This window comes from Pseudoalteromonas sp. APC 3224 (assembly GCF_030407535.1).
In the GTDB taxonomy this organism is placed as follows: domain Bacteria; phylum Pseudomonadota; class Gammaproteobacteria; order Enterobacterales; family Alteromonadaceae; genus Pseudoalteromonas.
In genome coordinates this window covers 36985-51856 of the sequence record NZ_JASDDF010000022.1, presented here as the reverse complement: position 1 = coordinate 51856, position 14872 = coordinate 36985, and the positions used below count along the sequence as shown (strand labels likewise).

At 40.8% G+C, this 14872-nt stretch carries 18 protein-coding genes; 6 read left to right on the top strand and 12 right to left on the bottom strand.

Annotated elements, in window-relative coordinates; translation table 11 throughout:
• Positions 1-9 precede the first annotated feature (9 nt).
• Together QL989_RS11510 and QL989_RS11505 are read right to left on the bottom strand one after the other, a co-directional pair.
• Positions 10-279 (bottom strand): hypothetical protein, encoded by a 270-nt coding sequence (locus tag QL989_RS11510; protein ID WP_054202444.1) that lies wholly within the window; start codon positions 277-279, stop codon positions 10-12.
• Between the two features lie 104 nt (positions 280-383).
• Positions 384-617 carry a DUF2789 domain-containing protein gene (locus QL989_RS11505; RefSeq protein WP_010388246.1) on the bottom strand — a complete coding sequence of 78 codons (234 nt, stop codon included), beginning with the start codon at positions 615-617 and terminating at the stop codon, positions 384-386.
• A 287-nt stretch (positions 618-904) separates the two neighbouring features.
• Here QL989_RS11505 and QL989_RS11500 point away from each other — a divergent pair, with 287 nt between their 5' ends.
• Positions 905-1555 carry a GNAT family N-acetyltransferase gene (locus tag QL989_RS11500; protein WP_290170583.1) on the top strand — a complete coding sequence of 217 codons (651 nt, stop codon included), beginning with the start codon at positions 905-907 and terminating at the stop codon, positions 1553-1555.
• 604 nt (positions 1556-2159) lie between these two features.
• Here the strand turns inward: QL989_RS11500 and QL989_RS11495 are convergent.
• Positions 2160-2459 (bottom strand): DUF3301 domain-containing protein, encoded by a 300-nt coding sequence (locus tag QL989_RS11495; RefSeq protein WP_008109417.1) that lies wholly within the window; start codon positions 2457-2459, stop codon positions 2160-2162.
• Complete coding sequence (locus QL989_RS11490; protein ID WP_055012793.1) at positions 2460-3488, bottom strand: DUF3549 family protein; 1029 nt, start codon at positions 3486-3488, stop codon at positions 2460-2462. It lies immediately after the preceding gene.
• A 103-nt stretch (positions 3489-3591) separates the two neighbouring features.
• Here QL989_RS11490 and QL989_RS11485 point away from each other — a divergent pair, with 103 nt between their 5' ends.
• The 5 genes from QL989_RS11485 to QL989_RS11465 all read left to right on the top strand — a co-directional run bounded on the left by QL989_RS11485 (position 3592) and on the right by QL989_RS11465 (position 7292).
• Entirely contained in the window at positions 3592-3912 is a 321-nt protein-coding gene (locus QL989_RS11485; protein WP_290170582.1) for a YqcC family protein, read from the top strand.
• The gene (truC, locus tag QL989_RS11480) at positions 3905-4669 is read left to right on the top strand and encodes a tRNA pseudouridine(65) synthase TruC (RefSeq protein ID WP_290170581.1); all 765 of its coding nucleotides are present in this window, start codon (positions 3905-3907) and stop codon (positions 4667-4669) included. Before QL989_RS11485 ends, truC begins: the two co-directional genes overlap by 8 nt.
• Positions 4669-5118 carry a flavodoxin gene (locus QL989_RS11475; RefSeq protein ID WP_290170580.1) on the top strand — a complete coding sequence of 150 codons (450 nt, stop codon included), beginning with the start codon at positions 4669-4671 and terminating at the stop codon, positions 5116-5118. Before truC ends, QL989_RS11475 begins: the two co-directional genes overlap by 1 nt.
• Before the next feature lie 15 nt (positions 5119-5133).
• Positions 5134-6009 (top strand): hypothetical protein, encoded by an 876-nt coding sequence (locus QL989_RS11470; RefSeq protein WP_290170579.1) that lies wholly within the window; start codon positions 5134-5136, stop codon positions 6007-6009.
• A gap of 209 nt (positions 6010-6218) precedes the next feature.
• Positions 6219-7292 carry an aminoglycoside phosphotransferase family protein gene (locus tag QL989_RS11465; RefSeq protein WP_290170577.1) on the top strand — a complete coding sequence of 358 codons (1074 nt, stop codon included), beginning with the start codon at positions 6219-6221 and terminating at the stop codon, positions 7290-7292.
• A gap of 110 nt (positions 7293-7402) precedes the next feature.
• Here the strand turns inward: QL989_RS11465 and QL989_RS11460 are convergent, their stop codons facing one another.
• From QL989_RS11460 to mrdA, 8 genes are all read right to left on the bottom strand, one after another.
• Positions 7403-7642 (bottom strand): hypothetical protein, encoded by a 240-nt coding sequence (locus QL989_RS11460; RefSeq protein ID WP_008109433.1) that lies wholly within the window; start codon positions 7640-7642, stop codon positions 7403-7405.
• A gap of 138 nt (positions 7643-7780) precedes the next feature.
• Positions 7781-8746, bottom strand: a complete 966-nt coding sequence (lipA, locus tag QL989_RS11455) for a lipoyl synthase (protein WP_138604994.1) — start codon at positions 8744-8746, stop codon at positions 7781-7783.
• Positions 8743-9396 (bottom strand): lipoyl(octanoyl) transferase LipB, encoded by a 654-nt coding sequence (gene lipB, locus QL989_RS11450; protein WP_290170575.1) that lies wholly within the window; start codon positions 9394-9396, stop codon positions 8743-8745. Before lipB ends, lipA begins: the two co-directional genes overlap by 4 nt.
• Positions 9397-9415: 19 nt before the next feature.
• Positions 9416-9694, bottom strand: a complete 279-nt coding sequence (gene ybeD / locus QL989_RS11445; RefSeq protein ID WP_008109437.1) for a DUF493 family protein YbeD — start codon at positions 9692-9694, stop codon at positions 9416-9418.
• 209 nt (positions 9695-9903) lie between these two features.
• Positions 9904-11064 carry a serine hydrolase gene (locus QL989_RS11440; RefSeq protein WP_138604993.1) on the bottom strand — a complete coding sequence of 387 codons (1161 nt, stop codon included), beginning with the start codon at positions 11062-11064 and terminating at the stop codon, positions 9904-9906.
• 54 nt (positions 11065-11118) lie between these two features.
• Positions 11119-11880 carry a septal ring lytic transglycosylase RlpA family protein gene (locus QL989_RS11435; RefSeq protein ID WP_290170573.1) on the bottom strand — a complete coding sequence of 254 codons (762 nt, stop codon included), beginning with the start codon at positions 11878-11880 and terminating at the stop codon, positions 11119-11121.
• A complete protein-coding gene (gene rodA, locus QL989_RS11430) occupies positions 11880-12986 on the bottom strand; it encodes a rod shape-determining protein RodA (protein ID WP_290170571.1) in 1107 nt (368 codons plus the stop codon). Before rodA ends, QL989_RS11435 begins: the two co-directional genes overlap by 1 nt.
• Complete coding sequence (gene mrdA / locus QL989_RS11425; protein ID WP_138604990.1) at positions 12983-14863, bottom strand: penicillin-binding protein 2; 1881 nt, start codon at positions 14861-14863, stop codon at positions 12983-12985. The genes rodA and mrdA overlap by 4 nt, the downstream gene beginning before the upstream one ends.
• Positions 14864-14872 lie beyond the last annotated feature (9 nt).

The following is a 14872-nucleotide window of genomic DNA, read 5'->3' as shown; positions in this document are numbered from 1 at the left end:
AGTCTCAAATTATTTTGGCGCGAGCAGTGTAAGTAATTGATCTAACTTTTGCTCAATTCTATCTAATTGAGAGCTGTTTTGACCTTCATTACTGGCACTTTGCTTTGGGGTTTTCATTAAATTATAAATTGAATCAGGATTATTCTTATATTGACTCACCGCAGCAATAATAACCGGCATTGGGGTCGGTGTTGTTAAACGACTTTTAGTTAGTGCAACAGTGGGAACTTTGCCTTCATCAAGAAGGACTTTAATAGCTTCAAATACAGCAGCATTCATTCAATTATAACTCTTTTATAAAGTAAGCTCGCAACATTGACGCTGCGAGCGGGTATGGTATCAATAAAGTGGCTAAGGCACATTAAAATGCGCCATAAAATTAATTATTTTTGACGAAGACGTACGTCTAGTTCATCAATTACTTCACTCCAATCGCCATCAACCGCTAGCGATTCGGCAATAAAATGTTGTTGGGCTTCATCCCAAAAGGGAGCATCTTGCAACAAGGTTGTATCGGCAATGGAGTGCGAGGCAATAAATGCATCTATTTGCGCATCCGAATCCGGCAGTCCTAGTTGGGCGAACAAGGTATTAATAGTATGTTTTGTTGTATCCATAATAATGCTCCTAAATGAATTAATATGTATTAACTCTAGGGGGGAATGGTATATCTAGCCAGTTTAACCCTTACTGAATCTATGCTTTATTTACTCAATAGTAAGTCGCTAAAGCATGATCTGACTCAATGCAGTGGATGAGCGTACTAACTAAAATGTAAATTCGCTTATTTGTCTCACTTAGGTATATAGTTATATAAGCATTTGGTCATCGTTGTAGTTCAAAATTAATCCCTTATGCGTTACTTGGCGTAACGATGGGGGTGTAAAATAACAAAGGAAATAAAATGACAGCCACAGCAGAATCGACAGACGCCTTTAGTGTTCAGCATATTGCACCAGAGGATATAAGCACAGCAGCCAGCCTGATATATCAGGCATATCAAAACGATCCTATTTTACAAACACTGCTAGGGTATAACGAAGACAACCCGCTCGATTATGAAAAAAAATTACGTGCACTTATCCGTGAAGAGCTCAGTAGCTTTTGGCAAGAGAAGCAGCCTTTAATCGGCCTTTACCGCAATGATAAATTAAAAGCGGTTGCCTGTGTGTTTGCGTCAAATAGCCAATTACAAGCTGAGCGTTATTGGCATTGGCGATTAAAACTGATGCTAAGTGCAGGTTATTTACAAACGAATCAATTAATTGAAAAAGAAAAAACCATTCGTGACGCCTTAAAGCCGCAAGGGAATTATTACTTTTTAGCGTTTATTGCGGTTGATCCACACTTTCACGGGCAAGGGTTTGGTCGCACTTTACTTAAAGGTTTAGATGGCTTAATACACGATAATCCTGAGTCTTCTGGTATAGCGGTATTTGTGACTCGTGACGAGCATACGAAATTTTTTAAATCGCAAGGCTTTGAGCACTTTAAACAACTTTCATTTAACCAAGTTAAGGGTGAATTACTATTTAAAGTTGCTAATGCTCAATAAAGGTAGTTGTTCATAATGGCGTATCTGTAAGCCTATGTTCCAAATCGGGCACACCAGTGTGAGATATATCCTACATTAGTGTGCTCTTTGTCAGTTTAAATCCATTATTTATCCGTTTATAAGCATCAAGCTTCTGTTATTTATAGCTATTTTAGTTTTTTCAATTTTGTGACATTAAATTTTTTAGTTTTCCTCACTATTATACCCAGCCGTTTGGTTTAAACTTTACTTTGTCAAGACGACATAGCTCAATGACTGAGCTAATGCCATGGATATGGAATCAGGCAGCATAGTAGTGACTAGCAGGAAGCGTAAAGGACAAGTTAACACGGATGCAAGGATGAAACAGGAAGTACATGAAGTACTAAAATAGCTAGGAGCTATTTAAAGGATACCAAGGATGATGCGATAGGATATTGCAGGAGCGTTAGTTTACGCAGGACGGCCAAGGCGGCAAGAGGATATTGCAGGATGCAATGGAGGGCTAACACGGTAGTTTGCTCGTTCAGTGGATGATAAACAAGGATCAGGTAAAGGATACCTTACAGGATGTTGGCAATTAGGGCGTAACTGAGGTTACGCCTTGGTTTTTTGTTTACAAAAATTATATCTTATGTGGTGGCACAACCACACTTTTTAGCTTTTCATCTTCCATGATTAACACTCCCTGATAAGCATTTTCACCATCGCTTGAAAATTCAAAAATAAATTCGCTTTTCATGCCCGGTTTACCACTTTTTAAAATGCCAAACCGACGCTTGCTACAAGCCACACTCATTAGTTGTACCTGCAATTGCTCACTTTGGCGTTTGGCATGAACGTTCGCTGCTTCGGCTATTTTACGATTTAGCCAAAAAAAATAAATTACAGCCCCAATAAGTATGAACGTCCATAAACTAGCCATTTAAGAGAATAACCTTCCAATTGCGCGAGCTAACGTCTCGCTTCTGTTTTCTTTACGTAGTAATGCTAATAAATGTGGGCGAATAGTTGGAATTGCAACTAAATCTGCAAAAATGCTGGGAAATAACTCAGCTATTTTCTCATGGTGCGCACAGTTATCCATAAATACATGCAAACGCTGTGGCTCTTCTAATTGTTTAAAGCAGCGACCTGCAATAGTTAATAAAATGTCTGAGTCTTGCCCAAGCGTAGATTCTAAAGCGCAGTCAACCAGTTGTGCGCTAAGCCCTGTTGCTTGCCCTGATGATATGGCGCGAAGCGCGGCAGAAGCCGTAACCACATCATTATTCTTAAGGGCGGTTTGTCCATAACTTAACAATAACTCACTTAACGTGGGTGGTATTTCGATGTGTTCAAGCATTGCGCTTAATGGTTGTAATACTTCAACAGGTAAATTAGGCCACGCAGCGTGTAAGTGTTTTAAGTTATCAGCACTGTTGAGGCGATAAGCAAAATCAGCAATGCCTTGTAGCGCCACACTTTGCCAATTATCAAAACCAATCTGGCCACTAAAATAAAGCTGGGCATGCTCATAATACTGTGAGGCTGGTTGTTTTAATAACACTTTAACTTGTGCATTAAACGCCGCTAATTTATTAGCATTAGGAGTAAATACGTAAGGGTTATTATCGAGTTTGCCATCGGCTTGTTCGCCGGTAATTTCTGTTCCTAGTGCTTGAATTACCATGTCTGCAAAGTGGTCGCGGCTGGCACTAACGAGTTTACTTTGTTCATCAAGTGGGAATTTTAAAAACCACACATAGGGTTCTTTGCTAGCTTTACTGTCCCAAAATTGAATCGCTAGCCATGCATGGCCTGCTAATGGGTAAGGGTAAGGAACTTGTGCTTGTTCAACAGCTAAAAATTGTTGTTTATCAAGCTTGGTAATATGCCTGCCAATATCAAAAGCACGCCATTGAGTTCCTGCACCGTCTAAAAGCTGGCCTAATGTGGCTATATGTTCACTCATGAATTTCCAACTGTTTTTACTACAAAATTACGCTAATTATACGCCATAGCGACTGTTGAGGGAACAGGGTATAATTGTGCAATATACAAAGTAAAGGGTGATTATGACTGAGCAAACCCAACTCTATTTAACACAATTAACTGCGCTACTTAAAAAGTATCAGCTTTGGCAGAATGAGCCGGTTGACCCTGCATTGTTGCATTCAAGCGTCCCTTTTTGCCATGATACGCTTGCATTTGAACAGTGGTTACAGTTTGTATTTATAGAAAAAATTCAACAAATTATTACAATGAAACAACCGTTACCGCGTAATTTTGCAATTGCTCCTATGGCGCAAATGACACTCATTGATAAATCCGGAAGCGAAGAGATTATTTCTTTGCTGACGCAATTAGATTCATTGCTTGGAGAGTCAGATGACTGAACGTCCAGCGCCAGTTGAATACGGCGAACTGAACATTCTCTATCAAGATGAGAATTATGTAGCGATTGATAAACCATCAGGCTTACTTGTTCATCGCTCCTTTTTAGATAAGCATGAAACTCAATTTGCAATGCAAATGCTACGCGATCAACTCGGTCAGCATGTGTTTCCTGTGCACCGTCTTGATAGGCCGACATCGGGTGTGTTGCTGTTTGCTCTAAGCTCAGAAGCCGCGCGTGATATGAATCAGTTGTTTATTGAGGGTACGATCTCAAAGCGTTATTTAGCTTTGGTACGCGGATTTGCGCCTGAATCTGTTTTTTTAGATAAACCGTTAAAAGAAGAACTAGACAAAATTGCTGATAAATTTGCCGATCAGAATAAAGATGCTCAAGAAGCACAAACTCAGTTTAATTGTTTGCATCAAGCTGCGTTGCCTATCCCTATAGGAAAATACCCAACAGTTAGGTATTCTTTGGTAGAGTGTTTCCCTAAAACAGGGCGTAAACATCAAATTCGTCGCCATTTAAAGCATTTGTCGTTACCGATAATTGGCGATGTTAATCATGGTGATAACCAGCACAATCAGTTTTTTAGAGAACACTTTTCTCTTAGGCGATTAATGTTATTTGCCACAGAACTGCGTTTTGTACATCCTTACAGTAATGAATCGATAATAATTAAAGCGCCACTAGGTGATGCAATGTTGAGTATTTGCAACCAGTTAGGGTGGCCAAGAGAAGAAAAGGATTATTAATGGCACATATTAGTATTTTTGTAGGCAGCGTGTATGGTGGTGCTGAACGTTTAAGTGAGCAAATAAGTGATACCATTGAGCAAGCCGGCCATCAGGTAAGCGTATTTGCAGCGCCAAGTTTAGAAGATCTAAAAAATGCATCGCATATTTTAATTGTCACCTCAACAACAGGACAAGGCGATATACCCGCTAACTTGGCAGAGCTTTATAATCAGCTTAACAGCACCTTTCCAATGTTAACTAATAAGCCATTTGGCATTGTGGCTATCGGTGATAGAAGTTATGGTGATACGTTTTGCGGTGCAGGGCGTAGCTTTGATGAACTATTACGTGACTTACAAGCTAAACCTGTGGGTAATCGATTAGAAATTGATGCCTGTGAAGACTTTGAGCCTTGGCCTGTCACCGAGCCGTGGTTACAAACTTGGCTTGATAAATTACCCTCTTAAATGCGCAGACTCTAAATGAAAAAATATAAACTGAGTTTAATTGTGCTTGCAGGTGGCTTAGGTAGTCGCTTTGGTGGCAATAAACAAATTGCAGAAATTCCAGGGCTAAATTGCACTATTATGGAACTGAGCATTGCTGATGCGTATCGCGCAGGGGTGACGCAGGCTGTGCTGATAATAAACCAAGCGGTACGCAGTGAAATAGAGCGTACTATTTTGCCACGCTTGCCTAGTGATCTTGATGTGGTACTGGTGGAGCAACACATTGAACAGGTGCCCGAACAATTTAAAGCAACACTTTGCCAGCGAGTAAAGCCTTGGGGCACAGGTCATGCTCTGTTGTGTGCCAAAGCCCACATTAATAACCCCGCTATTGTGATCACTGCCGATGACTATTATGGCAAATCTTCGTTTGTATTACTGAGTGAGCACTTTAAAAGAAGCGCTGAATGGGCAATGGTAGGGTATCCGATTATTGATACTCTTTCTGAGCACGGTGGTGTTAATCGTGGGGTATGTAATATTGCGGATGGAAAGCTTGTTGCCGTAACCGAGTATTTGAATATTCAACAACAGTCTGAGCATATTTTTGGCGATAACCCACAGGGTTTACGTGAGAAAATTAGCCCAAACTCCCTAGGCTCGATGAGTTTTTGGGGGATCACCCCTTGCTTTTTTGACTATTTGCAACAAGGCTTTGAAACGTTTTTACAACAATATAACGTGAATACTCAGCAAGAGTACTACTTACCCGATCAAATCCAGAAAGCTATTAATGTAAAAGCACAACCTGTATTTGTATACACTGCAAAAGAGCCTTGGTTTGGTGTTACCTATAAATCAGAACTGACAAGCATTGCGGCTACTTTGTGCGCATTACGTCAAGCGTAAAGATGGTAGTACCAATTTTATTAAAAACATGATCAATCTAGCGTATTAAATAACCCGCTACCTGCGTTAAAAATTATTTATATAGAACAACTATGTATCATAATTTTCGCCTTGTTATCGGGTTATTTCCTTGTCGCTATAATCGATAACTAATTTAATGCAATTGGTGTAAATTATTGTCGCCTTGGGCGAAAAGAGTGAAGTAGAAAATGAATACAGTTCCTATAGAAGTTTATTTATCTGAGAGTTTTGGCCTTGACGAGAAGCATGCGAGCATAAAACCCATAGGCAGTGGGCATATAAATACTACTATGTTATTAAGCACTTCGAAGCGGTCACTGGTTGTACAAAAGCTCAATACGGTGGTGTTTCCAAAACCACAGTTACTTGTTGATAATGCGCGATTAATAGAGCAACACTTAAGTAAAAAACAACAAGCAGGTGAATTCAATCTAGCAATAGTACGCCATGTAGCGACGACTCAGAATGACTATTTAGTTAATGATGATGATGATACTTGGCGAGCACTTGAGTTTATTGGTGGCAGCTACAGTGAAGATGTGGTTAATACTGCTAGCCAGGCACAAACAGCGGCCAATGCATTTGGCCAATTTGCACAAGCGCTACAAGACTTTGACGCGAACAATTTACATGCGGTTATTCCCAATTTTCATAACTTGGCCATGCGTGCAGAAGTCTTCAAGCAAGTTGTTAGCACCGATCCTCATAAACGTTTGGCTCATTGTCAGGAAGAAGTTGATTTTTGCCTGTCGCAGCTTTCACTTATCGATGAGCTTAATGCCCTTGAGGGAAAAGTGCCTATTCGTGTGTGCCATAACGATACTAAAATAAACAACATGCTATTTTGCTTAGACTCTAATAATGCAAAAGCGGTGATAGATTTAGACACCTGTATGCCTGGTTATTGGCTTAATGACTTTGGCGATATGGTTAGAACATTCTGCTCTGCAGAGCAAGAAGATTCAACGGCGCTTGAAAAGGTAGGTGTTCGTGAAGATATTTTTGCAGCGATTGTTAAAGGCTATGTTGAGCCCTTAAAGGCGGTATTGACGCCTGCCGAGAAACAAAGCTTTTGGTTAGGTGCTAAAGTGATGCCCTTTATGATTGGCTTACGATTTTTAACTGATTATATAGATGGTGATAATTACTTTAGCGTTAAACATAAGAGACACAACTTAGATCGCGCAAAAAACCAATTTGCCTTATACAAGGATATAGTAAGTAAGCAGCAGGTCTTAAAAGGGATTTTGACTCAGGTATAAACCTAATTAATTATATTGCTCAAAGCGTCATAACTAAAACTTTGAGCAATATAAATTGAGGTTAAATATTGAAAGTATGTGTTAACTTGCAACACCTCAATTTTTACTTATTAAGCATCCGCTAGTTTTACACGGATTTTGCTTTTGTCTACTGTGGTTTGATTAAGCGCTTTAATTGCGCCTTTAACTTCAATGTCATTAGGCATTTCTACAAAGGCAAAGCCTTTAGATTGGCCTGTTTCTTTATCGAGTACCAAGTTACAGGTGGTCACTTTACCGTGAGCCGTAAATAACGTACGAAGTTCATGCTCAGTAGTGGCACGTGATAAGTTACGAACTAATAATTTCATATATAACCTAAATAATGGGTTCAAGCATAATTATCTCAAGTAACCTTGCTTTAACCTAACGTTATTTTATAAACAGTAAAAATAACTGCTAAAAAACAAAAAACCGCCTAATGGCGGTTTTTTATACATTGCGAGAGATTACTTTACTTCTTTACCTGCCGCTTGTTGATCTGCATGATAGCTTGAACGTACAAACGGGCCTGAAGCGGCGTGTGTAAAGCCAATTTCATCAGCATATTCTTTTAATGCGTCAAATTCAGCTGGTGGCACGTAACGCTTAACGGGTAAGTGGTGCTTAGACGGTTGTAGGTATTGCCCTACAGTAAGCATATCAACGTCATGAGCACGTAAATCGCGAAGTACTTCCTCGATTTCGCTAATTTCTTCACCAAGGCCAACCATTAAGCCTGATTTTGTTTTAACCTCAGGGTGGGCTTCTTTAAAGCGACGTAATAATTCAAGAGACCATTTATAGTCAGCACCCGGGCGCGCAAGTTTGTATAAACGTGGCGCCGTTTCTAAGTTGTGATTAAATACATCTGGCGGCGTTTCAATTAAAATTTCTAACGCTCTGTCCATACGGCCACGAAAATCGGGCACTAAAATCTCAATGGTAATTTCTGGGTTATGCTTACGAATTTCGCGGATACAATCAGCAAAGTGCTGAGCACCACCGTCACGTAAATCATCACGGTCTACAGAAGTAATAACTACATAGCTTAACTTCATGTCTTTAATGGTCAGTGCCAGCTTTTCAGGCTCAGCGGCATCAGGTTTTAATGGGCGACCATGTGCAACGTCACAGAATGGACAACGACGTGTACAAATAGCCCCTAAAATCATAAAGGTCGCTGTACCGTGGTTAAAACACTCTGATAAGTTAGGACACGAAGCTTCTTCACATACAGAGTGAAGGCCATGCTTACGCATTGCTTGTTTTATGCCGTCAATCCGCTCGGTTGACTTAGGTAAGCGAATTTTAAGCCACTCTGGCTTACGGAGCATTTCGGTTTTTTCTGTTGGTAAAACTTTAACGGGGATCAACGCCATTTTTTCTGCGTCGCGTAGTTTTACACCTGGTTCCATTTTGACTGGTTTATTCATTCGTTTTCAAACCCTTCAGTATGCTTAACCTGTGTTGCATTAAGCTTCTTGATCATGTGTTTTACCAGCCCTTCACCTGCAGCTTCAAGGTTTTGAGGGCCATTTAGTTCTTTAGTTTGCACCATATTCATGCCCGCATAACCACATGGGTTGATGCGTAAAAATGGACTTAGATCCATATTAACATTTAATGCCAAGCCATGAAATGAGCAGCCACAACGAACTCGTAAACCTAAAGAAGCAATTTTACTGTCGTTAACGTAAACACCAGGAGCATCCGCTTTCGCGTATGCATCTATGGCGAACTCTGCAAGGGATTCAATGATGCACTCTTCAAGCCAAGTAACTAGCTCTCGCACCCCAATTTTTAAACGACGTAAATTAAATAATACATACATCATTTGCTGACCAGGGCCGTGGTAAGTCACCTGCCCACCGCGGTCAACTTTAATCACTTCTATGTCACCTGGGGCGAGTAAGTGCTCATCTTTACCGGCTTGGCCTTGGGTAAATACACTTTCATGCTCTACCAACCAAATTTCATCTGGCGTATTTTCATCACGGGTGTCGGTAAAGTCTTGCATTTTTTGCCAAATCGGCATGTAACGCTGACGACCCAGTTGGCGTACGATTAGGGTGTTTTCGCTCACAACAAATCTCAACTATAGCTTAAAGCATATGGCGCACGTCATCGATATTGCTGATCACGTTGTAAATTTCTTCAATGTGTTTGCCGCTTGTTACTGTGGCTACTAAAGTGACTGACTCATAGTTACCTTTACTGCTCGGTTTTACTTTTGGCGCATAATCACCCGGGGCGATAGGTTGTAACTTTTCTAAAATTTGATCAGTTAAGTTTACGTTTGCTAAACCCATAATTTTAAATGTAAACGGGCAAGGGTACTCTAGGTACTCATCAAATTTAGTGTTTTTAACAGGTTCAACCACGACGGGAACTCCTCAAACAAAAGTGTTGGCTCAACTTATACGTTAAGCTTAGAACTGAAAGGCTAATGACAATCTTGAAATGATGTTACTTTTGACCTAAGCCAACGATAGTCATTCAATACGATTGGTATATATGGGGCGCATTCTAGCACTTTTCAAGCAAAAAAAAACGCCTCACAGAAGAGGCGTTCATATTACTTTACTCGTGCTTACATTATTTGTAAGCGTAAGTAGTCATATATTTTACTGAAGAAGCTACCTTCTTGTATTTCTTCAAGTGTAACTAGCGGATATTGTGCAATATCTTCGCCTTCAAGTTGTAAAAACAGCGTGCCTACTTTAGTGCCTTTAGCTAAAGGTGCTTCGAGCGTATCGTCAAGCTCAAAGTTTGCTTTCAGGTTTTTATGTTGGCCACGAGGGATTGTAATAGGGGTGTCTTCTAAAATACCTAAAGAGACATTCTCTTTGTTACCCATCCAGATGCGTTGCTCTGCAAAACTATCGCCCGCTTTGTAAGGCGTAATTGTTTCAAAAAAGCGGAAACCGTAGTTAAGCAGTTTTTTACTTTCAACTTTACGCGCACGCTCACTTGAAGTACCCATAACTACCGCAATTAAACGCATGTCATTTTTTGTTGCCGAGGTGACTAAGCTGTAACCCGCATCAGATGTATGGCCTGTTTTAATACCATCAACATCTAAGCTTTCATCCCATAACAACGAGTTACGGTTATATTGCTTTATACCATTAAAAGTAAAAGATTTTTCTTTATATAGGGCGTATTCATCCGGCACATCTTTGATTAAGGCTGCACCAAGTGTGGCCATATCGCGTGGCGTTGTGTAGTGCTCGTCTGTATCAAGACCGTGACTATTAATAAAGTGAGTATTTGTCATGCCTATCTTTTCAGCATGGGCATTCATTAAATCTGCAAAGGCACTTTCGCTGCCTGCAATATGCTCAGCCATAGCAACACAGGCATCATTACCCGATTGTACAATAATACCGTGATTAAGATCATCTACGCTAACTTGCTTACCCACTTCAATAAACATTTTAGATGATTCAGGAAAGTTTTTTGCCCATGCTTTTTCGCTAATAGTCACCATATCGGTAGGTGCGATATTACCTGCATTAATCTCTGTACCAATTACGTAACTAGTCATCATTTTAGTTAAGCTAGCAGGAGCAAGTTTTGTATCAGCTTCACCTTCTGCAATCACTTTACCTGTGGTGAAATCCACCAAAAAGTAACCTTTAGCATTAACTTGAGGGGGGGCTGGAATAATTTGTGCGGTGGCTGAAAAGACGGCGGCAGAACAGACTAAGCCGCAAACACCAGTAAGAATTTTATGTTTAATAGATTTCATCATACTCATTAATGGTTAAAGTTAAAAATATGCATTCTCCCTATTCTAAAGGGCTTACTGAGTGTAAAGCAAGAACGCGTTCTGAAATTGATTTTGTTTTAATGTTTCTAATACTTGTTGCGCGTGTTGGGCATCTTTTATCGGCCCTAAGTGCAATCTATAAATAGCGTCTTTTTCGACGATATTTGTTGGTAATTTATACTGCTCTCGTAGTGTGTGTGCCAATGCTTCTATGTTGGCTAAGGTACTGCCGGCTGCTACTTGAACATAGGTTTTTCGTGCACGGGTATCTGCTAGGGTAATCGCTTCAAGCTTAACCTTTGCTGTACCGTATTTATAGTAGCCAAGTTTATAGGCAGCAGCATAGGAAAGATCAATGATTCTATCATCATGAAAGGGCCCACGATCATTAACCCGTACTATAACAGATTGGCCATTGGCTGTATTTGTTACGCGTACAAAACTCGGTAATGGTAAGGTTTTATGGGCTGCCGTCATAGCAAACATATCGTAAACTTCGCCGTTAGAGGTATGATAACCATGAAACTTTCGGCCATACCATGAAGCAATTCCCGTTTCTGAATAACCCGTTTCATCGAGCATAGGGGTATAACGTTTGCCTAATACTTCGTAAGGGCGTGTGGTGCTTGCGCTTTTTACTACCTGAGTGACAATAGCATCTTGCATCTCTAATTCGGTCGGTGCCCGCAGTGGTGCGGCATCATGACGCATACTATAACGGCTATTTGAACTGCTGCACGCACTCAAAAAAAGGCTAAAGAGTACAATGATTATAAGTTGTTTATAAAGGCGCATTATTTTAAGAGCATCCTTTTATCTGTGGCAATCGACATAATAATGCCAAATGCAGCCATTAAGGTAACCATTGAGGTGCCACCATAGCTAATCAATGGTAATGGCACACCTACAACGGGTAACAAGCCCGAAACCATGCCAATGTTTACAAAAATATAAACGAAAAATGTCAGAATGAGTGAGCCCGCGAGTAACTTGCCAAAGGCATCTTGGGCATTAACGGCAATATAAAGTCCGCGACCAATAATGAATAGGTATAGGCTCAGTAAAACACACACACCGAACAGGCCAAACTCCTCACTCAGTACTGAAAAAATAAAATCAGTATGTCTTTCAGGTAAAAATTCTAGTTGTGATTGTGTGCCTTGCAACCAGCCTTTGCCTTCTATACCGCCTGAACCAATCGCTATTTTTGATTGGATTATATGATAGCCAGAACCAAGCGGATCGCTCTCTGGATCTAAAAAGGTCAGTACTCTTTGCTTTTGATAATCGTGCATACCATAGTGCCAAAAAGGCCATGCCGCTAAGGCAACAACAGAGCTTAAGAAGCCAATTAAACGCCAACTCAAGCCAGATAAAAACAACACAAATACACCTGAACTGGCAATCAAAATTGAGGTGCCCAAATCAGGCTGTTCTTTTATAAGTAGAGTAGGTAGCATAACAATGGCAAAACCAATCACTAAATGCAGCGCTCGAGGGGGTAAATGATTACGGCCAATATACCAAGCCACCATCATAGGAACCGCTAATTTCATCAGCTCTGAGGGTTGAAAGCGGGTGATGCCTAAATCTAACCAGCGTTGCGCACCTTTGGAGCTCACACCAAATAGGAGTACTCCAACCAGCATGAGTAGTCCTAAGCAATACATAGGGATGACTAAGCGTTTTAAAGTTGCTGGAGGGATTTGTGCTAACACAAACATACCAATAATAGCACCAGCCATACGGGTACCGTGGCGCATCATCATTGCAGAGTCTTGGCCAGAGGCACTGTAAACAATTGTGATGCTGCCTACCATCATTAGTAATAAAGCAATAAAAAGCGGCAAATCAATATGCAAGCGCAGCCAAATAGAACGCTTATCATGTAAAGCCGTCATGGAACTTTACTCCCTGATGATTGAATGGGGTTAGCAGCAAAATAGTAATCCATTAATTGGCGCGCAATTGGGGCACCTACTGAGCTGCCGCCCCCAGTATTTTCTACCACAATAGAGACAACGATTTGAGGGTTATCGTATGGGGCAAAACCGACGTAAATGGCGTTATCACGCTGGCGCTCTTTAAGTGCATCGGCGTCATAGCGCTCGCCTTGAGCAATACTGACCACTTGGGCGGTACCGGTTTTACCTGCTGGGTCGTACGTAGCCCCTTTAAACGCGCGATGTGCTGTACCGGTAGTCTTTTTAACCGTGTTATGCATGGCATCAATAGCAATTCGCCAGTTATCCTCGTTATTAAGAACAACAGGTGGCTTTTCTTCATTATTGAGCTGGGTAATTTGGTCTTCTTTTTTAGCTACTTGCACTAAATGAGGAGGGTGATTTATCCCTCTGTTAACTAAAATATTAGTGGCATTAGCTATTTGAATCGGGGTGGCAGTCCAATAACCTTGGCCAATCCCGACAGAAATAGTATCGCCACGCCACCATGACTCTTTAAAACGATCTTCTTTCCACTCTTTTGAGGGTAAAATAGCGGTTGCTTCTTCATGTATATCAATACCTGAAAGTTCACCAAAGCCAAAACGCGCCATAAAGTTACTTATTTTAGTGATCCCCAAACGATACGCTGCATCATAAAAATAAGTATCGCATGACTCTTCTATGGCTTTGTAAACATCAACATGACCATGGCCCCAACGTCGCCAATCGCGCCATTTATGCTTTACGTTTGGTATTTGAAAAAAACCGGGATCCCACATGGTGGTGGTTTCTTGCACTATATTTTCTTCTAATGCCAAAATAGCCATGTGCGGCTTAATAGTCGATGCTGGTGCATAGCGTCCTTGAGTGGTACGGTTTATAAGCGGGAGATCTGGATTAAGTAGGGCTTTGTAGTCTTTGCTGCTAATACCGTGCACAAATAAATTTGGGTCATAACTTGGGTTTGAATAAAGCGCTAGAACGCCGCCATCTTTTGCATCCATTACCACAATAGCGCCGCGCATATCTTTAAGTGCATGTTGGGCTATTTGTTGTAAACCAATGTCGAGAGTAAGTACTAAATCATCCCCCGGCTGCGGTGGTTCCATGTTTAAGGTGCGAATAATACGGCCACGGTTGTTTACCTCAACTCGCTGTGAGCCGACCTGACCATGTAGTAACGGCTCGTAATATTTTTCGATACCCAGCTTGCCAATATCATGAGTGGCTCTGTAATTGGTGGCTTCACCTTGTTGCTCAAGTTTGTTTAGCTCTTTTCTATTGAGCTTAGCAACGTAGCCTAATGCATGGGTTAAGGTATCGCCAAAGGGATAATATCTCGCTAGGCGCGCTTCAATGCTAAACCCTGGGAATTTATGCTGGTTTACTGAAAACATCGCTACTTCGTTTTCATTTAAACGGGCTTTGAGGACTTGGCTTTTAAAACGTCGAGTATGTTTTATATCATCAAGGAAATCAGCTTGTTGTTGCTCGGTTATTTCAATGATTTTGCTGATAGACTTCAAAGAGGCGGTTAAATCATCAACTTCTTCGGGGATCACTTCAAGGTTATAAACGGGCTTATTTTCGGCCAGTAAAACACCGTTGCGGTCGTAAATAAGTCCGCGATTAGGTGCAATAGGGATTACTTTTATGCGGTTGTCATTAGAGCGAGTTTGGTAATCTTGGTGGTCGTCAACTTGAATGGTGTACAAGTTAGACAATAATATGGCTACTAGGGCTAATATAAATATAAAACCCACAAATGCACGCCGAGCAAATAAATTAGCTTCTGCTGAGTGGTCGCGAATAGTGGGTCTTCGTTTTAGCATGGCAAGAAA